This is a genomic window from Streptomyces sp. ITFR-16, from assembly GCF_031844705.1.
In the GTDB taxonomy this organism is placed as follows: Bacteria; Actinomycetota; Actinomycetes; order Streptomycetales; family Streptomycetaceae; genus Streptomyces.
This window is the reverse complement of record NZ_CP134609.1, coordinates 3,407,378-3,433,631: the sequence shown is the minus strand read 5'-3', so window position 1 is coordinate 3,433,631 and position 26,254 is coordinate 3,407,378. Positions and strand designations below refer to the sequence as shown.

Below are 26,254 nucleotides of genomic sequence, written 5' to 3'. Positions count from 1 at the left end.
GGTGAGCGAGGGCACACGCTTGGCAGAGGGCGGCAACCACCCGATAGCGTGAGCCGACGATTCCGTAGATTGACACGTAGGAGTCCCGGTGACACAGAGCGGACAGGGTGACGAGCAGCAGCTCCCTGCTGTACGACCCGCGCACGAGGGTGTCGTGCTGCCCTCGGGTGGCGGCGAGCCCTGGACGCCGGGGGGAGCCGCGGACGGGGCGACCCCGGCGGGCGGCCGGCCGTGGGGGCAGTCCTGGGGGCCTCAGGAGCCCCAGGCGCCCCAGCAGGGCCCCGGGAGCCATGGCGGCTACGGACAGCCGCAGCAGGGCCCGTACGACCCTTCGGGGCAGCAGGGCGGCTACGGCCAGGGACAGCAGCAGTACGGCGGCCAGGGGCAGCAGTACGGACAGGGGCGGCAGGACTCCGGCTACGGCCAGGTCCCGCCCTCGCAGCCGCTGCCGCCGGCCCAGCAGCCCTCGCCGTACGCCCAGCCGCTGCCGCCCGAGGCGGGCCACGGAGCGGGCGGCGACGCCGAGGCCACGCAGTACATCGCGCCGGTGCCCGGCGGACCCGGACCCGGCGGGATGCCGCCGGAGAACCCCGCGGAGTCCACCCGGTACCTGGGCCACGGACAGCAGCCCGGACAGCAGCAGGGGCAGGCGTACGGTCAGCCCGGCGGCCAGGACGCCGACGCCACCCAGTACATCCCCCCGGTGCCGGGCGGCGCCCCGTACGGCATCCGGCCCGGGACGCCCGGTGAGCGGCAGCCCCCGGCGGAGTTCGACAACCTCTTCCGCAGCGACGAGCCGGCGGGCGCCACCCAGCAGATACCCCGGTTCGACCCCGCGCAGCAGCAGTACCAGGGCGGCGGCGCGGCGCCGGACTACCAGCAGCCGCCCCCGTACAACGGCCCCGAGGACGGGTTCGCGCACGACGGGCCGGGCGACGGGCGGCGCAAGCGGTCCGCGCACGTCCCGCTGATCGCGGCGGTCGTCGTCGGCTGTGCGGTGATCGGGCTCGGCGCGGGCGCGCTGATGAGCGGCGGCGACGACAAGAAGGACAACAAGCAGCCGGTGGCCTCGGCGAGTTCACCGGCCGCCGAGCCGTCCGAGAAGCCCGCGGCGGACCCGGCGAAGCCGCAGGCCGAGGCGCTCGACAAGCTGCTCGCGGACAGCAACAACAGCCGCTCCGCGGTCATCGGCGCGGTGGAGAAGACCAAGTCCTGCACCAACCTGGACCAGGCCGTCTCCGATCTCAAGGGTGCCGCGCAGCAGCGCCGCGACCTGGTGACCCGGCTCCAGGGCCTCTCGGTCGACAAGCTGCCGGACCACGCCCGGCTGACCGCCTCGCTCACCAAGGCCTGGCAGGCGTCCGCATCGGCGGACGACCACTACGCCGCCTGGGCGTCGCAGGCCAAGAGCAAGAAGGTGTGCAAGCACGGCCACGCCCGGACGACGTCCCACACCCAGCAGGCGACCGTGCAGAGCGGCGTGGCCAGCAACGCCAAGCGGCAGGCGTCCACGCTGTGGAACGCCATCGCGGTGAAGTACGGCCTGACGAAGCGTGAGGCCACCGCGCTCTGAGAGGGGCAGACAGGCAGGCAGAAGGGGGCGGGAGCGGTTCCCGCCCCCGGCGGGCTCAGCCCGTCGCGCTGGCGTCCGCCAGGGTGCGGGTCACGTCGACGAAGCCCTTGCGGTCGGCGACCAGCCGGCCGTCGCGCACCACCTGGAACGTCACCTTGCTGTTCACGATGCGCGGGTAGGACCCCGAGCCGAGCATGTCCTCGTAGCGCCAGCGCAGCGCCGGGGTGAGGCCGCCGGTGTCGGCCCGGGTGCCCTGGTTGAGGGCCTTGGTGACCTTCTGGGACGTGATCCGCGGCTCGTTCAGCTGCTCGACGACCGACTTCAGCGCGGTGTACGCGACCCAGGTGGTCTGCACCCCGGTGTCGTCCGGGTCGACGCGGTTGTCCCCGAAGGCGTGCTTGCCGATCACCTTGCGCATCAGGTCCCAGCGGGCGTCGCCCGGGGCCGGGTACCAGCCGGTGACGTACGCGCCCTCGAACGGGCTGGCGCGCCCGCCGGTGCGGTCGATGAGCGGCTGCCCGATGCTGCCGAGCACCGAGGAGACCCGCACCGTCGTGTCCGCGGGCTCCAGCCGCCGGAAGGAGTCGAAGAACGTCTCCGTGCGGTCGCCGAGCACCGAGGTCACACAGCCGCCCTCGGTGCCCGCCCCGCTCAGCGCCCGTCCGGCCGCCTGGTCGTACGAGGTGGCGTCCTCGGCGGCCGGTATGTCGACGGGGGCGGGGCGCCCGGCGGCGGTGAGGCCGGTGCGCAGCAGCCACGCCTGGCTGTCGCCGCCCAGCGTGTCCGGCCGCACCAGCGCGACCCGGCCGCAACTGCACGACAGCTGCTCGGCGTTGCCCGCCATCAGCGCGGACTGGCCGCCGGTGACGGGGTAGGACATATAGCTGCGGAACTCCTCCTCGGAGGCCCCGTAGCCGCCGATGTACGGGATGCCGGCGACCTCCAGCGGGGCCATGAAGGCCCGCCCGTGGCGGCTGTAGGAGCCGACGACCGCGACGGCCTTCTCCTTGACGGCCCGGCGGGCGCAGTTCCCCGCGCCGGTCGAGCTGTCCTCCTCGTCGCAGGTGACCACGCGCAGCCGGTGGCCGTCGATCCCGCCCTCGCTGTTGATCCAGCGGGCGTACGTCTGCGCCATGGCGGTCATCCCGGCCATGGCGACGGTGCCCGGGCCCGAGGCGCCGGAGGGGGCCCAGGTGACGACGGTGACGGGCTCCCTGGAGTCCCCCGATGCCCCAGGGAGCGCGCCGCAGCCGGTCATCAGCAGAGCCCCTGCCGCCACCGCACCGATGAGCGGCCGGGAGGGGCGGGGGGAGGTGGGGCGCTGCCGTCCGGTCATGGGCACAGACCTTTCCCGGCCCGGGGTAACGCCGCAGTGTGCGCGGTTCAACGCTCGGTGACGCCCAGGTGAATTGCGGGGGGCCGTAGGGGAGGCCGGAAAGGGAACGTACGATCGACAGCTGTGCAGCAAGGTTCCGAGAACTCTTCCCGTCGCGGCCGTCGCTCCTCCACCATGGGCGGCATGCCGCTCAACGACATTCCGTGGTGGCGCTGGCGCAGCAACGTGCGCTCGGCGCTGCACATGCTCTCCGACCCCGTCTTCCATCACGAGTGCTGGCTGGCCGGCCGGGAGGGATACGGCGACGTCACCGACGCCGTGTACCGCCTGGTCGAGGACACCTGGCTGGACAACTGGTCCGCCGAGAAGTACGTCGGCACGGTCTTCCGCGACTCCAACGAGGCCGCCCTCGTCGACGTCGCGGTGCTGCGCGTGCTGCGCATCATGCACCAGGTCGGCGCGGACGCCCCTGTCTCCGCCTACCTGGAGCACCACGGCTGGCCGGAGGCCGTCCGGGCCGCCCGCGAGGCCCATGTGCTGCTCGCCACGAACGACGGCGAGGACCCCGATGTGCCGCCGCGCTCGCTCGACGTGCTCCGCATCATGACCAGGACCGCCTGAACGGCGGACGGTGTGGCACGCTACGGGGATGACCGCGCCGCAGCCTGCTGACACCGCCCCCGAGCAGTACGTCCTCACCCTCTCGTGCCCCGACAAACAGGGCATCGTGCACGCCGTGTCGAGCTATCTCTTCATGACCGGCTGCAACATCGAGGACAGCCAGCAGTTCGGGGACCACGACACGGGCCTGTTCTTCATGCGCGTCCACTTCTCGGCGGGCACCCCCGTCACCGTGGACAAGCTGCGGGCGAGCTTCGCGGCGATCGGCGACTCGTTCCGGATGGACTGGCAGATCCACCGGGCCTCGGACCGGATGCGGGTCGTGCTGATGGTCAGCAAGTTCGGCCACTGCCTCAACGACCTGCTGTTCCGCTCCCGGATCGGTGCGCTGCCGGTCGAGATCGCGGCCGTCGTCTCCAACCACACGGACTTCGCCGAACTCGTCGCCTCGTACGACGTGCCCTTCCGGCACATCCCGGTGACCAGGGAGAACAAGGCGGACGCCGAGGCGCAGCTGCTGGAGCTGGTCCGGGAGGAGGACGTCGAGCTGGTCGTCCTGGCCCGCTACATGCAGGTCCTCTCCGACGATCTGTGCAAGCAGCTGAGCGGCCGGATCATCAACATCCACCACTCGTTCCTGCCGAGCTTCAAGGGCGCCAAGCCCTACCACCAGGCGCACGCGCGCGGTGTGAAGCTGATCGGCGCGACCGCCCACTACGTGACGGCCGACCTCGACGAGGGGCCGATCATCGAGCAGGAGGTCGAGCGGGTGGGCCACGGCGTCACGCCGGAACAGCTCGTCGCCATCGGCCGCGACGTGGAGTGCCAGGCGCTGGCACGCGCGGTGAAGTGGCATGCGGAGCGGCGCATCCTGCTCAACGGCCGCCGCACGGTGATCTTCGCCTAGGGCGTTCCCCCCGGGGTCACAGCCGGCTGAGCGAGGCGGCCGCGAACAGGACGTCCCGGATCGCCTCGCGGTCACCGCGCTGGCCGGCCGCCGCCTCCACGGGCGGCACATGGCCCGCCACCAGCTGGCAGAACTCCACGCCGTCCAGGGCGATCTGCGCCACCGTGTGGTCCGGGGAGCCGACGGCGGCGGGGGAGTCCAGCGCGATGTACCAGTCGCCGCCGCCCGACCCCTCGACCTCCAGATGGAGCGAGCGCCCCGGAGCGCCGGCCGTCACCAGCCGGCGGGCGGGTCCCGCGAGTCCGGCCCTGCGCCGCACGGCCAGGGCGGCGGGCAGCATCCGCACCGCCAGATCGATCATCCGGTGCAGATGGGCGGCGGACGGCGGTTCGTACGGATAGTCCACCGCCTCCGCGATGTCGCCCGCGTGCACCCAGCACTCGAAGGCCCGGTCCAGCAGGGCGTCCTGCAACGGCAGGGCGAAGTCGCCGTAGGAGACCGAGAGGTCCGAGACGCCCCGGCCCGCGAAGGACACCGTGCGGATCAGGGCGTGGCTCTGCTCGCGCCATGGCTCACGGACGGCGCGGGTCGGAGGCCGCTCGGCGGACGACCAGTACGTCTCGGTGCGGGCGGTGGGAGCGAGCGGCAGCCCGGAGCCGCGGCGCGGGGTCCCCGGGACGCTTTCGGCGAGCGGGTCGTCGAGGCCGAGCGCGGTGCTGACCAGCCCGTCGACGGTCATCAGGTGGCCGATGACCCCGGCGACCGTCGTCCTGCGATACGCCCGTTCCTCGCCCTCGAACCACTTCAGCCGCACCGGCGCGTGCCACTCCGAGCCGACGATGTCCCGCAGCAGCGCGTCGAGCCTGGCCGTCTCCGCGTCGTACGGAGCGGCCCAGTCCGGCACCGGGATCTTCGCGGGCCGGCGGCTCAGACAGTTCTCCAGCACGCGGGACCTGAGCATCGGATCGAGATCCAGCGTGCGGTCGGTGTGCAGCAGCCCGACCGCGTCGCGCAGCCGCAGCGCCTCGTCCGCACAGGGAGCGCACTCGGTGAGATGCGCCTCGACGGCCTCGGTCTCCTCGGCTGAGCACGCGGTCAGTGCCCACGCCCCGAGGAGCGCCTTCAGCACCCGGTGCGGGAGCACGAGAGCGGGCGGCGGCGCCGGCTCGGACGGTTCCGGTGGTCCGTCGTCCGCCCTTTTCGGCTCCGGCACCCGCTCGGGCGGAGCCTTCGGCTCCGGCGGGGGTTCGGGCAGGGGTACGCGGCTGAGGTCGAAGTCGTCCGCGGCGGCACGCGGCCCCGGTATGCGCCGGGCGCCGCGCACCTCGTCGTCCCGGCCGTCGTCCGCGCGGCCGTCCGCGTCGTCGGTCACAGCGGCCGCCCGTATCCGGGCGGCGACGAGCCCTCCAGCGGACGGGTGTGGGCGGTGGACAGCAGTTGCAGCCCGAGCCGCAGACGCCGCCGCGCCTCGTCCTCCGTGACACCGAGGTCCGTCGCGGTCTGCCGGTAGTCGCGGCGCTGGATGTACGCCAGTTCGAGCGCGGCCCTCAGCGGGGCGGGCATCGAGGCGACGATGTAGTCGGCGCGGGCCGCGGCGGTGGCCCGGCGCACGCGCTCCTCCAGACCGACCGGGTCCGGGGCGGCCGTGCCGTCCTCGTCCGCCTCGTCCCGCTCGTCCTCGGCCGACGCGGCTGCGGCGGACCTGCGCAGGCGCTGCACGGACTCGCGGTGGGTGAGCCGGGCCACCCAGGAGCGCATGGAACCCTGCTTGGGGTCGTACGCGTCCGGGTTCTCCCACACGTAGCCGAAGACCTCGCGGGTGACCAGGTCGGCGGCGCTCTCGTCGTCCAGCATCCGGTTGGCCTGGCTGTGCACGAGGGCGGCGAACCGGTCGTAGAGCTCGCCGAGCGCCGCCGCCTCACCGCGTGCCAGCCGCTGCTGCATCTTGCGGTCCCAGCGGGGCGGTGCGTTTTCAGCCATGCGACCCCCAGCCGTGTGCCGTCAGAACCTCTTGTCCTGTACCCCTCGTCACATCGAATGTAGTGGGCCACCCTGACCGAGCACGCCCCTTTGCGGCAAGTACGTCCCCGCGAAAGCCCTGGATGGTAGGGAAATCGTCGCCGGTCGGCGGCGTAATCGGACACGAAGTGATCATTTCTGCCTGAATCGCTTCCGGGCCTTCCTGAGGGAGGCGGTGTTTGCTGGAGGGGCGGCCGGGGCAGCCGCGAGGAGGAACGGAAACTTCCGGAACGAGAGGCCCAGTCGCATGACACTCAGCGTGGCCGAGAGTGAGCAGGGCGGGTGGACCGTGCTCCACATTGACGGGGAGATGGACCTGGTGTCCTCGCCCGCCGTCCGCCAGTCCGTCCACGACGCGGTGGCCGTCGGCCGCCACGATGTCGTGCTCGACCTCTCCGAAGTGCTGTTCTGCGACTCCAGCGGGGTCGGGGTGCTGATCGCCTCGCGCCGGCTGATGCGTTCCTGCGGGGGCCGGCTGCGGCTGATCCTGCCCGCCCGGGGCGCGGAGGAGGGCTCCCATGTGAACCGGGTGCTCGGTGCTCTGGGCGTGCGGCGGCTGTTCGAGGTCTACCCCGACTGGGACTCGGCCGTCGACGACGAGGCCCGGCCGATGACGGCCTGCCCGGGTTGTCACACCACTGAAGCGCGTAAGTGACACGTGACGGCTGTGGGCGTCGTACGCTCCCCGCATGGACAGCGCAGAGTATGAGCGCAAGATCGCTTTCCGTTTCGCCGCCTTCGACCAGGACGGCAACGGATACATCGATCGCGCGGACTTCAACGCCGCCGCGGCCCGTCTGCTCACCGAATTCGGTACGACGGCCCGCTGCGACAAGGGCCAGGCGCTCTACACCGGGGCCGAGGCGTTCTGGCAGGGCATGGCGGGCATCGCCGACGTGGACGGGGACCAGCGGGTCACCCGTGAGGAGTTCGTGGGGGGCGCGGTGAAACGGCTCCGCGACAACCCCGAGCGCTTCGCGGAGATCGCCCGCCCGTTCCTGCGGGCGGCGATCGCCGTGGCCGACCAGGACGAGGCCGGAACGGCCACCGTCCCGGCGGTGGAGCGGGCCCTGCGGGTGCTGGGCGCGAGCCCGGACGCGGCGGCGTTCGCCGCGCAGAGCCTGGACGTGGACCGCGACGGCCGCATCGCGGAGGCCGACGCGGTGGCCGCGTTCGCGGCGTACTTCACGGTCATCGAACCCGACGCGTAGCCCTCGGCCGGGGCGCGGGGTTCCGTCCTCAGTCGCCGGACGGGCTTGTCTGGTGCGGGTGCTCCGCAGGGTGCGCACTCTGTCCGGGTGGGGGTCCGGTGCCCCTCCGGGGAGACTCCTCGGACGACGAACGTGCGGCGACGACGCAGGCGCACCCGGGAACATGTTCGTCGTCCTGCGGGGACTCTCCTGCACGGCCCCGGACCGGCCGTCGTGCGTCTGCGGCAGTCGGACAACCGGCGTTCGGGCGCGAGTGAGCCGAGTGGGGGCGTGCAGGGGAGTCCCCGCAGGAAATGGCGTACGACCCGGGTCCCTCGCGGACCCGGGTGAACACGCCATTTCCGAGGAGTCTCCCCGGAGGGACCCCACCCCCACCCACCGGACAGAGCGCCCCCACGGGCAACCCGCACCACCAAGCCCGTCCGGCGATTGAGGACGGCACCCTCCGCCCCGGACCGGGGCACAGGCACAGGTCAGGAAGACGCGTACCGCGCCCGGAGCCGGTACTTCAGGACCTTGCGCAACGCCTCGTTCCGGGGCAGTGCGTCCACCACCTCCAACTGCTCCGGGAGCTTGTGGACCGCGAGGCCCTCCTCGCGCAGGTACGCCGTCAGAGCGGGCAGGGTGAGGGGGGCGGCGCCCCGGGGCTGTTCCACCACCGCGCAGACCCGCTCGCCCCGCGCCGCGTCCGGCAGACCGATCACCGCCGCGTCGCCCACGCCCGGATGCCGGGCCAGCAGATCCTCTATCTCCTTCGCCGAGATGTTCTCGCCCTTGCGGATGATGATGTCCTTCAGCCGCCCCGTGAGCACCAGATGCCCGCTCGGCCGCAGGTGCCCCACGTCGCCCGTGATCAGGAACCCCTCCGCGTCGAAGGGCGCCGCCGCGCCCAGATAGCCCCGGCAGACCGCCTCGCCCCGCAGCCGGACCTCGCCGTCCGTCCCGCACGGCACCCCCTTGCCGTCCTCGTCGGTGATCCGGATCTCCATGCCTTCCGGCGGCCGCCCCTCCGTCTCGGCGAGTTCCTCCACCGTGTCGTCCGGTGCGCCCATCGTGATCATCGGGACCTCGGTCATGCCGTAGCCGTGCGTGAGCTGGACGCCCATCTCCCGTACCACCGCGTGGTAGATCTCCGGCGGCTTGGGCGCGCCGCCGCCCGCCAGCAGCCGGAGCGTGGGGATCAGCGGCCGGTCCGGGGCCTTGCGCTGTTCGGCCAGGAACATCGAGTAGAAGGCCGTCGAGCCGCCCGCGACCGTCACCCCGTGGCGCCGGTAGCCCGCCAGCGCTTGAGGCATCGCGAAGTGCTCGAACAGCACCGCGGGGAACCCGTACAGCAGCAGCATCACCGCGTAGTCCGGCCCGCCGACATGGGCGAACGGAAAGGCCACCGAGCCGACGTCGTCCGCCGACAGACGCAGCGCGTGGGCCAGGCAGGAGCCGCCCGCGATCAGGCTGCGGTCGGTGTGCAGGACCCCCTTCGGGTCGGACGTGGTGCCCGAGGTCCAGTAGATCCAGCGCACCGACGTGCCGTCCGGGGGCGGGGGCGGCAGGACCGAGGGATCGCCGTCCGGGAGGGTGTCGTACGCCTCGAAGACCTGCGGCGGGCGTTCGAGGCCGGCCGACAGGCGCTCGGCCATCGCCGTGTGGTCGTAGCCCCGCCAGACCCCCGGCACCGCGAAGAACGCCGCCTTCGACTCCCGCAGCGCGAACCCCGTCTCGCGGTCGCGGTAGAAGGGGATGACGGGCGTCTGCACCGCCCCGAGCCGGGTCAGCGCGAAGGACAGCAGCACCGTCTCCACCCGCGTCGGCAGCTGCCAGGCGACCACGTCGCCGGGGCGCACCCCCATCCCGTACAGCCCCGCCGCCACCCGCTCGCCCCGCTCGCGCAGCGCGCCGAAGGTGAGCGTGCGGTCGTCCTGGATCAGGAAGGGCCGGTCCGGGGTCAGGGCGGCCCGGCGTTCGATGAGCTCCCAGAAGGTGCCCGATGCACCCAGGGCGTGTGCGGTCTCGTTCACGGCGAACCCCTCACAGCTGACGGGTAGTCAGATCGTGCGGAGAGCGTAGAGCGCTGCGCCTTGTCGGTCCAGAGGTGCGGGGCTAGCCTGAGGGCGACGTCAATCTGACGGGTCATCAGAAATGCGCGCGCCGAAGGGGACACCATGACGGAACTGCCTCGGATCGTCAGCGTCGACGACCATGTGATCGAGCCGCCGCACCTCTTCTCGGCCTGGCTGCCCGCCAAGTACCGTGAGCGCGGCCCGCAGCCGCTGACCGCCGGCATCGGCGAGCTGGCGTACACGGGTGGCAAGTACGTCATCACGATGGACCCGGACGGGCCGCCGACCGACTGGTGGATCTACGAGGACCTGAAGTTCCCGTACAAGCGGAACATCGCCGCCGTGGGCTTCGACCGCGACGACATGACGCTGGAGGGGATCACCCGGGCGGAGATGCGGCGCGGCTGCTGGGATCCCGTGGAGCGGCTGAAGGACATGGACCTCAACCACGTCGAGGCGAGCCTGTGCTTCCCCACCTTCCCGCGCTTCTGCGGGCAGACCTTCGCCGAGGCGCACGACAAGGAGGTCGCGCTCGCCTGCGTCCGCGCCTACAACGACTGGATGGTCGAGGAGTGGTGCGGGGACAGCGGCGGCCGGCTGATCCCGCTCTGCATCATCCCGCTCTGGGACATCGGCCTGGCGGTCGCGGAGATCAGGCGGAACGCGGCGCGCGGGGTGCGCGCGGTGACCTTCTCGGAGATCCCCACCCATCTCGGGCTGCCCTCGATCCACAGCGGCTACTGGGACCCCTTCTTCGCCGCCTGCCAGGAGACCGGCACGGTCGTGAACATGCACATCGGCTCCAGCTCCCAGATGCCCGCCGCGTCCCCCGACGCCCCGCCCGCCGTGCAGGCCTCGCTCTCCTTCAACAACGCGATGGCCTCGATGATGGACTTCCTGTTCAGCGGGGTGCTGGTGAAGTTCCCGACGCTGAAACTGGCGTACAGCGAGGGCCAGATGGGCTGGATCCCGTACGCCCTGGAGCGCGCCGACGACGTCTGGGAGGAGCACCGGGCCTGGGGCGGGGTGCGCGACCTGATCCCCGAGCCGCCTTCCACGTACTACTACCGGCAGATCTTCTGCTGCTTCTTCCGAGACAAGCACGGCGTCGCCTCGCTCGACGTCGTCGGCCGGGACAACGCCACCTTCGAGACGGACTACCCGCACGTCGACTCGACCTTCCCGCACACCAAGGAGGTCGCCCTCGACCACGTCAAGGGACTGGACGAGGAGACCGTCTACAAACTGATGCGCGGGAACGCGATCCGCATGCTCGGCCTGGACCTCGACAAGTAGGCCGCGGTGGACCTCGCGTACACACCGCAGGAGGAAGCCTTCCGGGCCCGGCTGCGGGAGTGGCTGGCCGCCGTGCTCCCCGGGCTGCCCGCGAAGCCGGACCCCGGCGACTGGCCGGGTCGCAGGGCGTACGACGCCGGCTGGCAGCGGCTGCTGTACGACGCCGGGTACGCGGGGCTGCACTGGCCGGCCGACGCGGGCGGCCGGGGCGCCACCCCCACCCAGCACCTGATCTTCCTGGAGGAGACGGAGCGGGCCGGGGCGCCCTACGTCGGCGCGAACTTCGTCGGGCTGCTGCACGCCGGGCCCACCGTCGCCGCCGAGGGAACCCCGGAGCAGCGGGCCCGCTGGCTGCCGCCGGTGCTGCGCGGCGACGAGATGTGGTGCCAGGGCTTCAGCGAGCCCGGCGCCGGCTCGGACCTGGCCGCACTGCGCACCCGGGCCGTGCGCGACGGCGACGCCTACGTGGTCAGCGGGCAGAAGATCTGGACCTCGCACGCGGAGGTCGCCGACTGGTGCGAGCTGCTGGTGCGGACGGACCCCGAGGCGCCGAAGCACCGGGGCATCAGCTGGCTGGCGATGCGGATGGACAGCCCGGGGGTCACCGTCCGGCCGCTGCGGACGCTGGCCGGGTCCACCGAGTTCGCGGAGATGTTCCTCGACGAGGTGCGGGTGCCCGTCTCGCACCGGGTCGGCGCGGAGAACGACGGCTGGCGGGTCACCATGGTCACGCTCTCCTTCGAGCGCGGTACGGCCTTCGTCGGCGAGGTCGTCGCCTGCCGCCGCACCCTGGCCGCGCTGGCCGCCGAGGCCCGGCGCACCGGCCGCTGGGACGACGCGGTGCTGCGCCGCAGGCTGGGCCGGCTCAACGCCGAGTTCCGGGCCCTGTGGCGGCTCACCCAGTGGAACGTCAGCGAGGCCCAGGCCACCGGCGGGGTCCCCGGGACCGGCGGCTCGGTCTTCAAGCTGCGGTACTCGCACGCCCGCCAGGAGCTGTACGAGGCGGCGGCCGAGGTGCTCGGCGCGGGCGACGCCCTCGACCTGGACCGTGAGTGGGTGCGGGACCGGCTCTCCTCGCTCTCGTACACCATCGCGGCCGGTACCTCGCAGATCCAGCGCAACATCGTCGCCGAGCGGATCCTCGGCCTGCCGAAGGGGCGGTGAGCGGCCGTGGACTTCCAGCTCTCGGACGACCAGCGGGCGCTGCGGACGGGGATGCGGGACCTGCTCGCGGGCCGGTTCGGCCGGGACGCGCTGCGGGCGGCGGTCGAGGGCGGCGGGGGCGTGGGCCGGGAGCTGTGGCGGGAGCTGGGGGCCGCCGGGTGCTTCGCGCTGCGGCTGCCGGAGACGGCGGGCGGGGTCGGCCTCGGCCTGCCGGAATCCGTACTTCTGTTCGAGGAGCTGGGGCGGGTCCTGCTGCCCGGACCGCTGGCCGCCACCGAGCTGGCCGCCGGGGCGGTGAAGGGCGCGGCGGAGGGCGAGGCCGTGGTGGCGGTGGCGGACGGCGACTTGCCGGTGGCGCATCTGGCGGACGCCGACGCGCTGCTCGTCCTGGCCGGCGACCGGGCCCGGGTGCTGACCGGCGCGGCCCTGCGGCGGGCCCTGGACGGGGCCCGGCCGGTGCGCTCGCTGGACCCGGGCACCCCGCTGTGGCGGGTCCCTGACCTGTCCGGGTACGAGGGCGAGCCCGTGGCCGACGGGGCGCGGCTGCGCCGGGAAGGGGCCCTGCTGACCGCGGCCGAGCAGCTCGGCAGCGCCGTCCGCAGCCAGGAGGCTGCGGTCCAACACGCCGGTGAGCGCGAACAGTTCGGTGCGCGGATCGGATCCTTCCAGGCGGTCAAGCATCTGTGCGCCGACATGCTGGTGCGCGCCGAGCTGGCCCGTACCGCCGTGTACGCGGCCGCCGTGACGGCCGTTCCCGTGGAGATCGCCGGGGCCAAGCTGCTGGCCGACGAGGCGGCCGTCCGCAATGCCCGCGACTGCCTCCAGGTGCACGGCGGCATGGGCTTCACCTGGGAGGCGGACGTGCATCTGCATCTCAAGCGGGCCTGGCTGCGGGCCGGCGGCTGGCTCGCGGCGGGGGGCGCCGAGGAGCTGCTTGCGGCCGATCTGGAGTGAGCGGGGTGACCGGTTGCCCGGCGCACGCACGTGACGCGACGCACCCCAGGGGTTCACGCTGCGGAGTGACACAGCGCAGTCGGGGGCCGTCGATACCGGCTTGTGTCCTTTGCGTGATTCGTCACGGGGTGGAGTCGGCGCCGGGCTCGGGTACGCTCCGTTGGATGCGAGTGGTTCTGGAACCTGGCGATCCGGATGTGGCCTGTGCGGCGACTCCGGTCCGCGAGAGGTGCCCTGCTCGTGATCCACACAGAGGGGCCGGGCCTGCCGGGGAAGCGATTCCCGGGCTCCCGAGGCGCCCCTGTTCGACTCTCCGCAACGTGCGTCGCACAGTATGCACCACGCGTACTCCTTCGCGCTGGAATATGCCCGAAGCGCTTGTTGCGGTGACTGTACGTCAACCATGCTGTCTTGTAAGGGAATCACGTTCCGTGACCCTGAGGAGGCGCGAGGCGATGTGTCCGCCGGTTCGGATGGTGTGAGCGGTGCAGGTGCTTCAGGTTCAGTTGGAGGTCGGGCCCGACCCCGCGGAGGTCGGACGGGCCCGCAGATGGGCGCGTTCGAGGCTCGTCGGGTCCGGGATAAGGGATGACGAGCCGCTCGCGGAGACGCTCATCCTGCTCATCTCGGAGCTGGTCACCAACGCGGTCGTGCACACCGGCTGCCCAGCCGTGCTGCGCATGCTGTTCGGCTCGACGGGGGCCCCGGGCAACGCCGGGACCGTCCGGGTCGAGGTGGCCGACACCAGCTGCCGCCCACCGCAGCAGCGGCACGCGCAGGGCGAGGACACCGGCGGCCGGGGTCTCGAACTGGTCGACGGCCTGGCCGACCGCTGGGGCTGGCAGCCCGAGGGTGCGGGCAAGCGCATCTGGTGCGAGGTCGACCGGGGCATCCCGCTGATCCAGGTCCAGATGCCCGGCGGCCATATCGGTGCGCAGGCCACGGGCGAGTGCGAGGGCCCCGGCTGCGAGGCGTGCAGGCGCGAGACGGCGCACGCCGTCACCCATCACGCCTGACGGCCCCGCGCCCGAGGCCGTACGCCTGGGGTTCCGCGCCTCGGGTGCTCCGCCCGGCCGGGCGCCCCGGTCAGAGCAGGGCGACGGGCGCGACCGGGGTTCCGGTCGCGCCGACGAAGGGCTCCGGCATGGCCGAGAGCAGGAAGGCGTGGCGCGCCTCCTCGGCGCAGGCGGTGGACAGCGCCTCCAGATTCCAGTTCTGCCCCTGCGGCATGCCCATCTCGACCAGGTCCAGCGCGTGCACGCCCAGCCACAGGTCCTCGATCTCCGGCGGGAAGATCTCGAAGGTCAGTGTGTCATTGGCGACCGCCGCCACATCGCGGGCCCGGAACCACTCCGGTGTCCGGATCGACAGCCCCGGTGACGGATAGCCGTACGCGTTCCTGTCGCCGGCCAGGTGCACCTGGATCTGCCCGGTCCGTACGAGGACGACGTCCCCGGCCCGTACGCGGACCCCGGCCAGCTCCTCCGCCGCTTCCAGGTCCTCCGGGGTGACCGCGTGGCCGCCCGGCAGCCGGTCCACACCGTGCGCCCGGGCCACGTCGAGGAGCACCCCGCGCGAGACGACGGGCGGCAGGGTGTCGATGCCGCTGAACTCCGCGCCGCCGTGTGCGGTGATCGTGGCGGCGGGGCGGCCGTTGTAGATCCTCCCCGAGTGCGAGGCGTGGGTGAGGGCGTCCCAGTGCGTGGCGGTCTGCAGGCTCAGCACGGCGGTGTCGTCGCTGGTGGCGACCGTGCCGGGGCCGAACAGCTCCTGATTGATCTGGACCATCGTGTGCAATGGGTTGATCCGGCCCGGGATGAGTCCGCTCTGCACCCCGTCCTGCCGGAGCGGCAGCGCGAGCGGGATCCGCAGCCCGCTGCGGACGGTGGCGGCGGCCTCCCGTACGACCGCGTCGGTGATCAGGTTGAGCGTGCCGATCTCGTCGTCGGCGCCCCAGCGGCCCCAGTTGTTCACGCGCTGCGCGAGGTCGTGGAACTCGTCCGGCAAGGACATGGCGCCTCCTGGGGCTTGTGCCGGTGGACCCGGTGACCCATAGAATCTAACGGTCCGTCAGAAACCGCGGGAAGGGGCCGGGCATGGGGAACTTCTTGGCAGGCAAGGTGGTGGCTGTGACCGGTGCCGGACGCGGCATCGGGCGGGCCGTCGCGCTCGCCGCGGCGGCGGAGGGGGCGCGGGTCGTGGTCAACGACTACGGCGTCTCCGTCGAGGGCGGCGCACCCACGAGCGAGATAGCCGAGTCCGTCGTCAAGGAGATCGTGGCGGCGGGCGGCGAGGCGGTCGCGGTGGCCGACGACATCTCCACGATGGCGGGCGGGCAGCGGGTCGTGGACACCGCGCTGGAACGGTTCGGGCGGATCGACGGGGTCGTCTGCGTGGCCGGCATCCTGCGGGAGCGGATGCTGTTCAACATGTCCGAGGAGGAGTGGGACCCGGTGGTCGCCACCCACCTCAAGGGCACCTTCACCGTCTTCCGGGCGGCGTCCGCAGTGATGCGCGGGCAGGAGGGCGCGGGCACGCTGATCGGCTTCACCAGCGGCAACCACCAGGGCAGCGTGTCCCAGGCGAACTACAGCGCGGCGAAGGGCGGGATCATCTCGCTGGTCCGCAGCGCGGCGCTGGGCCTGCACAAGTACGGCGTCACGGCGAACGCGGTCGCGCCGGTGGCGCGTACGCGGATGTCGGCGAACGTTCCGATGGAGCTGGCGGAGATCGGTGAGCCGGAGGACGTGGCGGCGCTCGTCGTCTACCTCCTGAGCGAGCGCGCCCGCGCGGAGGGGATCACCGGGCAGGTGTACACGATCGCGGGCCCGAAGATCGCGGTCTGGGCCCAGCCGAGAGAACTACGGGCGGCGTACGCGCAGGGCGCCCCCTGGACCCCGGAACGCATCGCGGACTTCCTGCCGGGGTCGGTGGGGTCGGACCCGATGCCGCTGCTGAGCCGTGTCGGGGAGATGGCGGACGCGGCGGCCCGCCGCAAATCGGGGCCCTCCCGCGATTGACGGGCGGGCACTCATGTCCAGCTCCTCCGGCGATTGAGGGGCTGGATCCGCCCGCAGGGCCGGACGCCCACGTCGTAGACAAGGAGGCACCCCCATGGACTTCGCCCCCCACCCCCAGGACGCCGTCTTCCGGCAGGAGGCGCGGGCCTGGTTGGCGGCCCACCTCGTCGGGGACTTCGCGGCGGCAGCCGCGACCGGCGGGCCCGGCAGTGAGCACGAGTGCGTCGACGACCGCCGTGCCTGGGAGCGCGAGCTCGGCCGCGACGGCTGGATCGGCATCGGATGGGACAGCGCGGCGTACGGCAACCGCACCGCCACCCTCACCCAGCAGATCGTCTGGGCCGAGGAGTACGCCCGCCTCCGGGCCCCCGCCCGCGTCGGCCACATCGGTGAGAACCTGCTCGCCCCCACCCTCCTCGCCCACGGCAGCCGGGAGCAGCGGGACCGCCACCTGCCGCCCGTGGCCCGCGGCGAGACCCTGTGGTGCCAGGGCTACAGCGAGCCGGACGCGGGGTCCGACCTCGCCGCCGTCCGTACGGCCGCCGTGCGCGACCCCGGCGCGGGCGGCGCGTACCGCGTGACCGGCCAGAAGATCTGGACCTCGCTCGCGCGGGACGCCGACTGGTGCTTCGTGCTGGCCCGCACCGGGCGGGGCTCCCGGCGCCACCACGGGCTGTCCTTCCTGCTGGTGCCGATGGACCAGCCGGGCCGCGTCGAGGTGCGGCCGATCCGCCAGATGTCGGGGACCAGCGAGTTCAACGAGGTCTTCTTCGACGGGGCGCACGCCGAGCCGGAGCCGGTCGGCGGCGAGGGCGAGGGCTGGGCGGTCGCCATGGACCTGCTGGCCCTGGAGCGCGGGGTCTCCACGCTCGTCCAGCAGATCGGGTTCGCCGCCGAGCTGGACCGCGTGGTGCGCGCCGCCGTCTCCACGGGCGCCGCCGCCGACCCGGTCCTGCGCGCCCGGCTCGTTGGCCAGTGGGCCGAGCTGAGAACGATGCGCTGGAACGCCCTGCACACCCTCGGCACCACCGGCGACCCCGGCGCCCCGAGCGTGGCGAAGCTGCTGTGGGGCGGCTGGCACCGGCGGCTCGGGGAACTCGCCGTGGAGGTCCGGGGCGCGGCCGGGGCCGTCGGCCCGCAGGACTGGTCGCCCGGCGAACCGTACGTACTCGACGAGGCACAGCGCCTGTTCCTGTTCACCCGGTCCGACACCATCTACGGCGGCTCGGACGAGATCCAGCGGAACATCATCGCCGAGCGCGTGCTCGGCCTACCGAGGGAGCCGAGATGAGAGGCGTCGTGTTCGACGGCAAGCGGACCGAGGTCGTCGACGACCTGGAGATACGGGACCCGGGCCCCGGCGAGGTGCTGGTGGCGGTGGCCGCGGCCGGACTCTGCCACAGCGATCTGTCGGTGATCGACGGGACGATCCCGTTCCCGCTGCCGGTGGTCCTCGGCCACGAGGGCGCGGGCGTGGTCGAGGCCGTCGGCGCCGGCGTGAGCCATGTCGCGCCCGGCGACCACGTGGCGCTGTCCACGCTGGCGAGCTGCGGGGCGTGCGCGCAGTGCGACCGGGGCCGGCCGACGATGTGCCGCAAGGCGATCGGGATGCCGGGGCAGCCGTTCTCGCGGGGCGGGAAGCCGCTGTACCAGTTCGCGTCCAACTCGGCGTTCGCCGAACGGACCCTGGTCAAGGCGGTGCAGGCGGTGAGGATCCCGGCCGGTCTGCCCCTGACGTCGGCGGCCCTCATGGGCTGCGGGGTGCTGACGGGGGTCGGAGCCGTACTCAACAGGGCCGGGGTCGACCGGGGCGAGAGCGTGGTGGTCATCGGCACCGGCGGCATCGGGCTCAACGTCATCCAGGGGGCGCGGATCGCCGGCGCGCTGACGATCGTGGCGGTCGACTCCAACCCGGACAAGGAGACGGTGGCCCGGCAGTTCGGCGCCACGCACTTCCTGACCTCGGCCGACGGCGTCCGCGAGATCCTGCCGCACGGCGCCGACCACGCCTTCGAGTGCGTGGGCCGCACCGAGCTGATCCGTACCGCGATCGACCTGCTGGACCGGCACGGCCAGGCGATCCTGCTGGGCGTGCCGGCGGCGACGGCCGAGGCCTCGTTCCTCGTCTCGTCGATGTACCTGGACAAGTCGATCCTGGGCTGCCGCTACGGCTCCTCGCGCCCGCAGCGGGACATCGCGCTCTACGCGCAGCTGTACCGGGAGGGCCGGCTGCTGCTGGACGAACTCGTCACCGAGACCTACCCGGTGGAGGACTTCGCCAAGGCGGCGGACGACGCCCACCACGGGCGGGTGGCCCGGGGAGTGCTGGTGTTCTAGGGCCTTCTCCGGCTCAGGCCCGGTTCCCCGCCGTCGTGCGGAACGTCCGCCGGTAGACCGTCGGGGAGACGCCCAGCGCCGCCTGGAGGTGCTGGCGCAGCGAGGTGGGGGTGCCGAAGCCGGCGTCCCGGGCCACCTGGTCGATCGACAGGTCGGTGGACTCCAGCAGCCGGCGCGCCAGCTCCACCCGCTGCCGGGTCAGCCACTGGCCGGGGCTGACCCCGACCTCCTCGCGGAACCGCCGGGTGAAGGTCCGTACGCTCATCGACTCCTGCTGGGCCATCTCGCGCAGCAGGATCGGCCGCTCCAGCCGGGCGAGCGCCCAGGCCCGTGCGGTGGTCGTGGTGGCGAACTGGGTGTCGGGGACCGGCCGCTGGATGTACTGCGCCTGGCCGCCGTCGCGGTGCGGCGGTACGACCGTGCGCCGGGCCACGTCGTTGGCGACGGCCGTGCCGTGGTCGCGGCGCACCATGTGCAGGCACAGGTCGATCCCGGCGGCGACCCCGGCGGACGTCAGGACGTCCCCGTCGTCGATGAACAGGACGTCGGGATCGACGCGGACGGCAGGGAAGAGCTGCTGGAAGTGGTCGGCGGAGGACCAGTGGGTGGTGGCGGGCCGCCCGTCGAGGTAGCCGGCCGCCGCCAGGACGTAGCTGCCGGTGCAGATCGACACCATCCGGGTTCCCGGCCTGATGTGGGCGAACGCGGCGGCGAGCTCGTCGGTGAGCCGGCCCTCGGTGTAGACGGGGCCGAGTTCGTAACTGGCGGGGACGACCACCGTGTCGGCCGTGGCGAGCGCCTCCGGGCCGTGCTCGACGGTGATGGTGAAGTCCGCGTCGGTGCGGACGGGGCCGGGCGGGCGTACCGAGCAGGTCACCACGTCGTACAGTTTCCGGCCCCGGTTCAGCGGCTCGGAACCGAGTGAGCGCCCGAATATCCTTTGGGGGATGCCGAGTTCGAAGGGGAGCAGCCCGTCAAGGGCGAGAACGACGACGCGATGCGGCACTACGGACTCCCTTCACCTCTAGCTGGTATAGACCATAAGCTGATACATGTCATCGGTGTGAAGGAAAAGTCAGCAGACCCCGCGCGCATTCCCGCCGCGCATCATGAGACCGTTTCGGTCGGTTCAGCACGTTCCGCGGACCCGCTGCCGCCCCTGCCCGTCGGGCCCGACCGGCTCTGGAACCGTAACTTCCGGCTCTTCTTCGTCGCCAGGACCGCCGCCCTCTTCGGCGACGGGATGATCCCGGTGGCGCTCACCGCCGGACTGCTCGGCGCCGGGCGCCCGCACTCCTCGGTCGGCTACGCGCTGGCCGCCTGGATGGGCCCGCTCGCGCTGTTCGTGCTCTTCGGCGGGGTGCTCGCGGACCGGTTCACCCCGCGCCGGATGATGATCATCGCCGACTCCCTGCGGCTGGTCGGCGCCACGGTGCTCGCCGTCTCCTTCGCCACCGGCAACCCGCCGCTGTGGGCGGTGTACGCGCTGAGCTCGATCGCGGGCGTGGGGGCGGCGCTGTTCCAGCCGGGCGTCGCGTCGACCGTGCCGAGGGTGTCCTCCGACGTCCAGCGCGCCAACGCCGTGCTGCGGGTCTCCGAGGCGCTGATGACCATGGCGGGCCCGGCCTTCGCGGGGGTGCTCGTCGGGCTGGCGAGCGCGGGGGCGGTCTACGCGGCGAACGCCTCGACGTTCCTGGTCTCCGGGGTCTGCCTCTTCCTGCTGCGGCTGGCCCCCGCCCCCTCGGACGAGGCGCGGCGCGGCACGTTCGTCGCCGAACTGGTCGACGGCTGGCGCGAGTTCCGGGCGCGCAGCTGGCTGTGGGGCGTGATCGCGATCTGGACGGTGTACGGCTTCACCGTCCTCGGCCCGATGCTCCCGCTGACCGCCGTCGAGGTCACCGAGGCGCACGGCTCGGGGACGTACGGCGCGATGATGGCGGTCAACGGCGCGGGCAGTGTCGTCGGCGGCCTGCTCGCGCTGCGCCTGCGGCCGCGCCGGCCGCTGGCGGCGGGCGCCGTCGCGCTGAGCGGGGTGTGTCTGAACCTGGTGGTGCTGGGGCTCGGGCTGCCGGTGGCGGCGCTGGGGGCCGGGCAGTTCGTGGCCGGCGCGGCGTTCGCGTTCTGGCTGGTGATGTGGTCGACGACGGTCCAGACGCATGTGCCGCCGGAGGCGCTGAACCGGCTGCACGCGTACGACGTGGCGGGATCGCTGCTGATGCTGGCGGCCGGACGGGCGCTGGCCGGGCCGGTCGCGGACCGGGTGGGCGCGCCGGAGGTGCTGCTCGCCGGGGCGGTGATCAACGTGCTGGTGGTGGGCGTCCTGCTGGGGGCGCACCCGATCCGGCGGCTGCGGCGGATCGGGGCCTGACGGGGCCCGGGCGGGCGGCTACTTGGCGCGCGCCCGCTCCTCGGACTTCTGCATCTCGATGACCTGGAGGACGTGTGCGCTGGTCTGCCGGCGCACACTGCCGCCGACGAGCAGTCCCGTACCGGCCACCGAGAGGGGCGCGGAGACGGCCAGCAGGGTCAGCTCCTTGGGCAGGGTGGTGTCCAGCTCGCAGACGGATGAGGCGCGGAAGCAGTACAGCGTGTCGTCCTGGTCCCACAGCAGGGTGCCCAGCCAGATCCACAGCGCGCAGGCGACGAGCAGCAGCAGGGCACCCCAGCCCTGCATCTGCACGGACCGGTGGTGGAAGTGCTGACGTGCGGCCCACTGCATGAGGTCCCCCGAGGACGTGAACGAAGCGGTGTGCGCGCCCGCGGAGACCCGGGGCGCCGGGACGGAAAACCCGTCGACGGATCAGGACGGCCCCCTGCTAGCCTCCCGGAGGCCGTGCGAGAGAACAAGGAGGTGGTACCCGTGAACGCAGAATCCACATGGGTGCTCCCCTCCGGGGTCACGGCCGGGCGATAGGTCGTCCGGGAGCGCCGCTTCGAGCCCTCCCGAAAGGCACGACCATGAACAACATCTCAGGCATGCCCCCGCACGACACCGAGGGCACGCCTCTCCCCGGCACGCTCCCGCGCTTCACGTCCGAGGAGCGCCTCGACGACGGCGTCCTGGCCCGCGAGTTCACCCTCGGGGACATCCCCGGCACCCTGTGGACGCCGGAGTCCGCCGCCCCGCTCCCGCTGATCCTGATGGCCCACAACAACGGCATGTCCAAGAACGAACCCCGGCTGGTGGCCCGGGCCCGGCTGTCCGCGGCGTACGGCTACGCGGTGGCTTCCATCGACGCCGCCGGGTGCGGTGACCGGCCCCGGTCCGCCGCCGAGGAGCAGGCCCGCGCCGATCTCCGCCGGGCGATGCGGGCGGGCGAACCGGTCGACGGGATCTTCGAGTCCTTCATCGGCCCGCTGATCGAGAAGGCGGCCCCGGACTGGCTGGCCACCCTGGACGCCCTCCTCGCGCTGCCGGAGATCGGCGGCCCGGTCGGGTACTCCGGCTGGACCGCACTCGGCATCCGCCTCGCGGTGGCCGATCCGCGCATCAGGGCCGCAGGCTGCTTCGCCGGGGGTTACGTGCCCCGCGCCCAGCGCGAGGAGGCCCGGCGGGTCACCGTTCCGCTGCTGCTCCTGCTCCAGTGGGACGACGAGGGGAACCCCCGGCAGCGGGCCCTCGACCTGTTCGACGCCTTCGGCAGTACGGAGAAGACGCTGCACGCCAACATGGGCGGGCACACGGGCACTCCGTGGTTCGAGCGGGAGGACGGCGACCGCTTCTTCGGGCGCCACCTGAAGTAGCGGGGTCCGGGGCGCCAGGGATCGGGCGGCGGCCGGGGCCCGGGCCCGGCCGCCGTCGCCCGTGGCCCGATCCCTGCGAACCATGTCCCTCGGGCCACTCGTGAGCGGGGCCCCGCCCCCGGATGCTGGGCAGCGTGAACCCGACAACCGAGAGCGCCGCCCCCGTCGGCCGGCCGCCGACCGCCCCCGGCGCGCGCCGGGAGCCGCGTATCCACCGTGCCTGGATCGTCGCCGCCGTCACCTTCGTGACGATCATCGGCGGAGCCGCCTTCAACGCCCTCCCCGGGCTGCTCATCGACCCCCTCCACACGGAGTTCGGCTGGTCGCGCGGGGAGATCGGCCTCGCCGTCTCCATCGACATGGCGCTGTACGGGCTCACCGCGCCGTTCGCCGCGGCGCTGATGGACCGGTTCGGCATCCGCCGGGTCGTGGTCGTCGCCCTCGGCGCGGTGGCGTCCGGGGCGCTGGCCAGTGTCTGGATGACCGCGTCCTGGCAGCTGATGATCTATTGGGGGCTGCTGGTCGGCCTCGGCACGGGATCGATGGCGATGGCCTTCTCCGCGACCGTCACCAACCGCTGGTTCGTCGCCCGCCGGGGCCTGGTGACCGGCATCCTCACCGCGGCCGGTGCCTCGGGCCAGCTGGTGTTCCTGCCGCTGTGCGCCTGGATCGTCGACCGGCACGGCTGGCGCCCGGCGTCGGTGACCGTCGCACTGGCCGCGCTGGTCGTCGTCCCGTTCGTCTGGCTCCTGATGCGCGACCACCCGGCCGACGTGGGCCTGGCCCCGTACGGCGGGGAGTACGCGGACAGGCCCGCGCCCACGCGCGGGGCGGCGGGCCGGGCCGTGCGCGTGCTGCTGGACGCGGCGCGCGGCGGGCCGTTCTGGCTGCTGGCGGGGTCGTTCGCGATCTGCGGCGCGTCGACCAACGGCCTGATCCGTACGCACTTCGTGCCCTCGGCGGTGCACGACCACCACATGCCGATCACCGCCGCGGCCTCGCTGCTCGCGGTCATCGGGGTCTTCGACATCATCGGGACGATCTTCTCGGGCTGGCTCACCGACCGCTTCGACGCCCGCCGGCTGCTGGCCGCCTACTACTCGCTGCGCGGGATCTCGCTGCTGTTCCTGCCGTTCCTGATGGAGTCGACCGTGCAGCCGCCGATGGTCCTTTTCATCGTGTTCTACGGCCTCGACTGGGTGGCCACGGTCCCGCCGACGCTGGCCCTGTGCCGGCAGCAGTACGGCGAGGACAGCCCGATCGTCTTCGGCTGGGTCCTCGCCTCGCACCAGGTCGGCGCGGCCCTGGTGGCGTTCCTGGGCGGGGTGGCGCGCGATGTGCTCGGCTCGTACGACGTGGTCTGGTACGCGGCGGGCGCGCTGTGCGCGATGGCGGCGCTGATGGCGCTGATGCTGCGCCGGGTGCCGGCGCGGCCCGAGGCCGTCCTCGCGAAGTGACCCGCGGGCTGCGGCTCAGCCGCGGCCGAAGCGCCCGAACACCCCCCGGTGGAACAGCAGCGGTCCCTCCGCGCCCCCGCCGGCTTCCTCCGCCGCGCCCAGCGCCGCCACCCGGCCGACCACGATCAGATGGTCGCCGCCGGTGTGGACGGCCTGGATGCGGCAGTCGACCCAGGCGGGCACCCCGCCCAGCAGCGGTGAACCGGTAGCGGGGGAGGGGGTGTACGCGACTCCGTCGAACTTGTCGGCCCCGCTGACCGCGAACCCCCGGCACAGCGCGCCCTGGTCCGCCCCCAGGATGTTGACGCAGAAGGCCCCGGCGCGGGCGATGCGCGGCCAGGTCGTCGACGTACGGGCGACCATGAACACGACCAGCGGCGGGTCCAGCGAGAGCGAGGCGAACGACTGGCAGGCGAATCCGGCCGGGCCGCCGGGATCCTGCGGGTCGTGCGCCGTCACGACCGTGACCCCGCTGGCAAAGTGCCCCAGCACGCGCCGGAATTCCCCCGGATCCACGGGCAGCCGCTCGTCGTCGCCGACGGCCCGGAGATCCGGGCGCGGCAAGGGATCGACCGGCCCCGGAGGGGCGGCCGTCGCGGCGCCGACGGACCTGAGGTAGCGGACGGCGGTTGCGGCCATGCCTGCGTGTCCCATCACCCTCCGATTAGAGCTGACGATGCGTCAGATGGGAAGGCCCGCGAACCCCGTGGCACGGGCGGCGGGAATGGGCTACTCTCAAACGAGACGGACCGTACCGTCTCGTTTCATCGCTGTCGCCCTGAGGAGTGAAGACATGCCGAGTACCAGGACCTGGCTCATCACCGGTGCCTCGCGCGGCCTGGGCCGCGCCTTCACCGAGGCCGCCCTGTCCGCCGGGGACCGGGTCGTGGCGGCGGCCCGGGACATCAGCCCCCTGGCCACGCTGACGGAGGAGCACCCGGAGTCCTTCCTGCCGCTGGCTCTCGATGTCTCCGACCGGGAGGCGGTGTTCAAGACGGTGGAGCGGGCGGCGGCGGAGTTCGGCGGCCTCGACGTCGTCGTCAACAACGCGGGCGGGCTGCTGTACGGGATGGTCGAGGAGGCCACGGAGCGGCAGATCCGCGACCACCTCGACGTCAACTTCTTCGGCGCGGTCTGGGTCGCCCAGGCCGTGGTCCCGCACCTGAGGGCGCGGGGCTCCGGACGCCTGCTCCAGATCAGCTCGATGGGCGCCGGCGGCGGCATGGCCTCGGTCGGCTTCTACGGCGCGGGGAAGGCGGCGCTCGACTCGGTCAGCGAGGCGCTGGCGATGGAGGTCGAGCAGTTCGGGATCAAGGTCACCGTCGTCCAGATGGGCGGCTACGCCACCGGCCTGTTCACCACCGGCACCACGGCCACCACCCCCGACCCCGCCTACGACACCCTCCGCGCCCAACTGGCCGAAATGTGGGGCGACGACGCGGGCCCCGCTCCGTCGACGGCGGCCCCCGCCCTCCTGAAACTGGCCGAACTCCCGGACCCGCCCCGGCGCCTGATCCTCGGAGACCGCTCGTACGACCTGGTCCAGGAGATGAACCGCGCCCGCACGGAGCAGTACGAGGCCTGGGAGTCCCTGAGCCGGATGGCACCGGGGTGACGGGGAGCCACGGGGGTGACGGCGTGACGGGGTCCGGGAGGGGGTCGGCTAGAGCCCCCGGTACGTCGGTGTCCGTCGTGCCACGAAGCCGGCCACGCCCTCGTTGGCGTCCTGGGTCGTCATGTTGATCTCCTGGGCCGCCGCCTCGGCGGCGAACGCCGTCGTGCGGTCGGTGTCCAGGGACGCGTTGACGAGTTGCTTGGTCAGGGCGAGGGCGCGGGTGGGTCCCTCGGCCAGGCGTCGGGCCCAGGCGCGGGCCGTGGCCGGCAGCTCCTCGTCCGGGACCGTCCGGTTGACCAGGCCCAGCCGTTCCGCCTCCGCCGCCGGGAGCGCGTCGCCGAAGAACATCAGCTCCTTGGCGCGCTGCGGGCCGATCAGGCGCGGCAGCAGATACGCGCCGCCGCCGTCCGGTACGAGGCCCCGGCGGACGAACACCTCGATGAACCTGGCCGATTCGGCGGCCAGCACCAGATCGCAGGCGAAGGCCAGATGGGCGCCGATGCCGGCCGCCGTGCCGTTGACGGCCGCGATGACCGGCTTCTCGCAGTCCAGGACCGCCGCGATCAGCCGTTGCGCGCCGAGCCGGATCGTCCGGGCCACATCGCCCGGGACCCGGTCGCCGGTGGCCGGGGAGCCGCCCCCCGGGGCGCCGCGCAGGTCGGCGCCCGCGCAGAAGCCCCGGCCCCTCGCGGTGAGGACGACGGCCCGGACGCCCGGGTCGGCGGAGGCCTCCGCGAGCAGGGCGATGATGCGTTCGCGCTGGTCCCGGGTGACGGCGTTCATCGCCTCGGGGCGGTTGAGCGTGATCCACGAGACCCCGTTGTCAGTGGCGTGGAGTATCAATGAATCAGGCGCCCCGCAGGGGGCGTCGTCAGTGGTGTCTTCGGGGGAGGACGGCATGAAGCAGCTCCTGGGCAGATGGTGGCGGGACAGGCGGGACAGG

The 26,254-nt window shown here is 72.9% G+C and carries 25 protein-coding genes; 16 read left to right on the top strand and 9 right to left on the bottom strand.

Annotation, left to right across the window (positions count from 1 at the left end; translation table 11 throughout):
• Positions 1-88: 88 nt before the first annotated feature.
• Positions 89-1,573, top strand: coding sequence for a hypothetical protein (locus RLT58_RS15220; RefSeq protein ID WP_311310915.1), 1,485 nt, complete (start codon positions 89-91; stop codon positions 1,571-1,573).
• Positions 1,574-1,628: 55 nt separating this feature from the next.
• Here RLT58_RS15220 and RLT58_RS15215 read toward each other — a convergent pair whose 3' ends face one another.
• Positions 1,629-2,909, bottom strand: a complete 1,281-nt coding sequence (locus RLT58_RS15215; RefSeq protein ID WP_311310914.1) for an ABC transporter substrate-binding protein — start codon at positions 2,907-2,909, stop codon at positions 1,629-1,631.
• 183 nt (positions 2,910-3,092) lie between these two features.
• On the opposite strand from RLT58_RS15215, the gene RLT58_RS15210 reads away from it, so the two are divergent.
• Together RLT58_RS15210 and purU are read left to right on the top strand one after the other, a co-directional pair.
• Complete coding sequence (locus RLT58_RS15210) at positions 3,093-3,530, top strand: SCO4402 family protein (protein ID WP_311310913.1); 438 nt, start codon at positions 3,093-3,095, stop codon at positions 3,528-3,530.
• Between the two features lie 28 nt (positions 3,531-3,558).
• Positions 3,559-4,437 carry a formyltetrahydrofolate deformylase gene (gene purU / locus RLT58_RS15205; protein ID WP_311310912.1) on the top strand — a complete coding sequence of 293 codons (879 nt, stop codon included), beginning with the start codon at positions 3,559-3,561 and terminating at the stop codon, positions 4,435-4,437.
• Between the two features lie 16 nt (positions 4,438-4,453).
• Here purU and RLT58_RS15200 read toward each other — a convergent pair whose 3' ends face one another.
• Entirely contained in the window at positions 4,454-5,809 is a 1,356-nt protein-coding gene (locus RLT58_RS15200) for a zf-HC2 domain-containing protein (RefSeq protein WP_311310911.1), read from the bottom strand.
• The gene (locus RLT58_RS15195) at positions 5,806-6,417 is read right to left on the bottom strand and encodes an RNA polymerase sigma factor (protein WP_311310910.1); all 612 of its coding nucleotides are present in this window, start codon (positions 6,415-6,417) and stop codon (positions 5,806-5,808) included. Before RLT58_RS15195 ends, RLT58_RS15200 begins: the two co-directional genes overlap by 4 nt.
• 286 nt (positions 6,418-6,703) lie before the next feature.
• On the opposite strand from RLT58_RS15195, the gene RLT58_RS15190 reads away from it, so the two are divergent.
• The gene (locus RLT58_RS15190; RefSeq protein WP_311310909.1) at positions 6,704-7,111 is read left to right on the top strand and encodes an STAS domain-containing protein; all 408 of its coding nucleotides are present in this window, start codon (positions 6,704-6,706) and stop codon (positions 7,109-7,111) included.
• Positions 7,112-7,145: 34 nt separating this feature from the next.
• On the top strand, positions 7,146-7,667 hold the full coding sequence (locus RLT58_RS15185) for an EF-hand domain-containing protein (RefSeq protein ID WP_311310908.1): 522 nt from the start codon (positions 7,146-7,148) through the stop codon (positions 7,665-7,667).
• A 473-nt stretch (positions 7,668-8,140) separates the two neighbouring features.
• On the opposite strand, the gene RLT58_RS15180 is transcribed toward RLT58_RS15185, so the two are convergent.
• Complete coding sequence (locus RLT58_RS15180; protein ID WP_311310907.1) at positions 8,141-9,682, bottom strand: class I adenylate-forming enzyme family protein; 1,542 nt, start codon at positions 9,680-9,682, stop codon at positions 8,141-8,143.
• 144 nt (positions 9,683-9,826) lie between these two features.
• On the opposite strand from RLT58_RS15180, the gene RLT58_RS15175 reads away from it, so the two are divergent.
• The 4 genes from RLT58_RS15175 (at position 9,827) to RLT58_RS15160 (ending at position 14,154) form a co-directional block, all read left to right on the top strand.
• Entirely contained in the window at positions 9,827-11,020 is a 1,194-nt protein-coding gene (locus tag RLT58_RS15175; protein WP_311310906.1) for an amidohydrolase family protein, read from the top strand.
• 6 nt (positions 11,021-11,026) lie between these two features.
• On the top strand, positions 11,027-12,184 hold the full coding sequence (locus RLT58_RS15170; protein WP_311310905.1) for an acyl-CoA dehydrogenase: 1,158 nt from the start codon (positions 11,027-11,029) through the stop codon (positions 12,182-12,184).
• Between the two features lie 6 nt (positions 12,185-12,190).
• Positions 12,191-13,138: an acyl-CoA dehydrogenase family protein gene (locus tag RLT58_RS15165; protein WP_311310904.1), complete on the top strand. Its 948-nt coding sequence runs from the start codon at positions 12,191-12,193 to the stop codon at positions 13,136-13,138.
• A gap of 485 nt (positions 13,139-13,623) precedes the next feature.
• Entirely contained in the window at positions 13,624-14,154 is a 531-nt protein-coding gene (locus RLT58_RS15160; protein ID WP_311310903.1) for an ATP-binding protein, read from the top strand.
• 70 nt (positions 14,155-14,224) lie between these two features.
• Here RLT58_RS15160 and RLT58_RS15155 read toward each other — a convergent pair whose 3' ends face one another.
• Complete coding sequence (locus RLT58_RS15155; RefSeq protein ID WP_311310902.1) at positions 14,225-15,151, bottom strand: cyclase family protein; 927 nt, start codon at positions 15,149-15,151, stop codon at positions 14,225-14,227.
• Positions 15,152-15,234: 83 nt separating this feature from the next.
• On the opposite strand from RLT58_RS15155, the gene RLT58_RS15150 reads away from it, so the two are divergent.
• The 3 genes from RLT58_RS15150 to RLT58_RS15140 all read left to right on the top strand — a co-directional run bounded on the left by RLT58_RS15150 (position 15,235) and on the right by RLT58_RS15140 (position 18,495).
• Positions 15,235-16,158 (top strand): SDR family oxidoreductase, encoded by a 924-nt coding sequence (locus tag RLT58_RS15150; protein ID WP_311310901.1) that lies wholly within the window; start codon positions 15,235-15,237, stop codon positions 16,156-16,158.
• 94 nt (positions 16,159-16,252) lie between these two features.
• A complete protein-coding gene (locus tag RLT58_RS15145; RefSeq protein WP_311310900.1) occupies positions 16,253-17,449 on the top strand; it encodes an acyl-CoA dehydrogenase family protein in 1,197 nt (398 codons plus the stop codon).
• Entirely contained in the window at positions 17,446-18,495 is a 1,050-nt protein-coding gene (locus RLT58_RS15140) for a Zn-dependent alcohol dehydrogenase (RefSeq protein ID WP_311310899.1), read from the top strand. Before RLT58_RS15145 ends, RLT58_RS15140 begins: the two co-directional genes overlap by 4 nt.
• Positions 18,496-18,508: 13 nt before the next feature.
• On the opposite strand, the gene RLT58_RS15135 is transcribed toward RLT58_RS15140, so the two are convergent.
• The gene (locus RLT58_RS15135) at positions 18,509-19,501 is read right to left on the bottom strand and encodes a GlxA family transcriptional regulator (RefSeq protein ID WP_311310898.1); all 993 of its coding nucleotides are present in this window, start codon (positions 19,499-19,501) and stop codon (positions 18,509-18,511) included.
• Between the two features lie 87 nt (positions 19,502-19,588).
• On the opposite strand from RLT58_RS15135, the gene RLT58_RS15130 reads away from it, so the two are divergent.
• Positions 19,589-20,863, top strand: coding sequence for an MFS transporter (locus RLT58_RS15130; RefSeq protein ID WP_399131887.1), 1,275 nt, complete (start codon positions 19,589-19,591; stop codon positions 20,861-20,863).
• Positions 20,864-20,881: 18 nt separating this feature from the next.
• Here the strand turns inward: RLT58_RS15130 and RLT58_RS15125 are convergent, their stop codons facing one another.
• Complete coding sequence (locus RLT58_RS15125) at positions 20,882-21,214, bottom strand: hypothetical protein (protein WP_311310896.1); 333 nt, start codon at positions 21,212-21,214, stop codon at positions 20,882-20,884.
• Positions 21,215-21,471: 257 nt separating this feature from the next.
• Here RLT58_RS15125 and RLT58_RS15120 point away from each other — a divergent pair, with 257 nt between their 5' ends.
• Both RLT58_RS15120 and RLT58_RS15115 read left to right on the top strand, forming a co-directional pair.
• Positions 21,472-22,239: a dienelactone hydrolase family protein gene (locus RLT58_RS15120; protein ID WP_311314526.1), complete on the top strand. Its 768-nt coding sequence runs from the start codon at positions 21,472-21,474 to the stop codon at positions 22,237-22,239.
• 134 nt (positions 22,240-22,373) lie between these two features.
• Positions 22,374-23,696, top strand: a complete 1,323-nt coding sequence (locus RLT58_RS15115) for an MFS transporter (protein WP_311310895.1) — start codon at positions 22,374-22,376, stop codon at positions 23,694-23,696.
• A 15-nt stretch (positions 23,697-23,711) separates the two neighbouring features.
• On the opposite strand, the gene RLT58_RS15110 is transcribed toward RLT58_RS15115, so the two are convergent.
• Positions 23,712-24,335: a flavin reductase family protein gene (locus tag RLT58_RS15110; RefSeq protein ID WP_311310894.1), complete on the bottom strand. Its 624-nt coding sequence runs from the start codon at positions 24,333-24,335 to the stop codon at positions 23,712-23,714.
• Between the two features lie 154 nt (positions 24,336-24,489).
• On the opposite strand from RLT58_RS15110, the gene RLT58_RS15105 reads away from it, so the two are divergent.
• Positions 24,490-25,311, top strand: coding sequence for an SDR family NAD(P)-dependent oxidoreductase (locus RLT58_RS15105; RefSeq protein WP_311310893.1), 822 nt, complete (start codon positions 24,490-24,492; stop codon positions 25,309-25,311).
• A gap of 48 nt (positions 25,312-25,359) precedes the next feature.
• Here the strand turns inward: RLT58_RS15105 and RLT58_RS15100 are convergent, their stop codons facing one another.
• Entirely contained in the window at positions 25,360-26,211 is an 852-nt protein-coding gene (locus RLT58_RS15100; RefSeq protein WP_311310892.1) for an enoyl-CoA hydratase/isomerase family protein, read from the bottom strand.
• Positions 26,212-26,254: the final 43 nt, after the last annotated feature.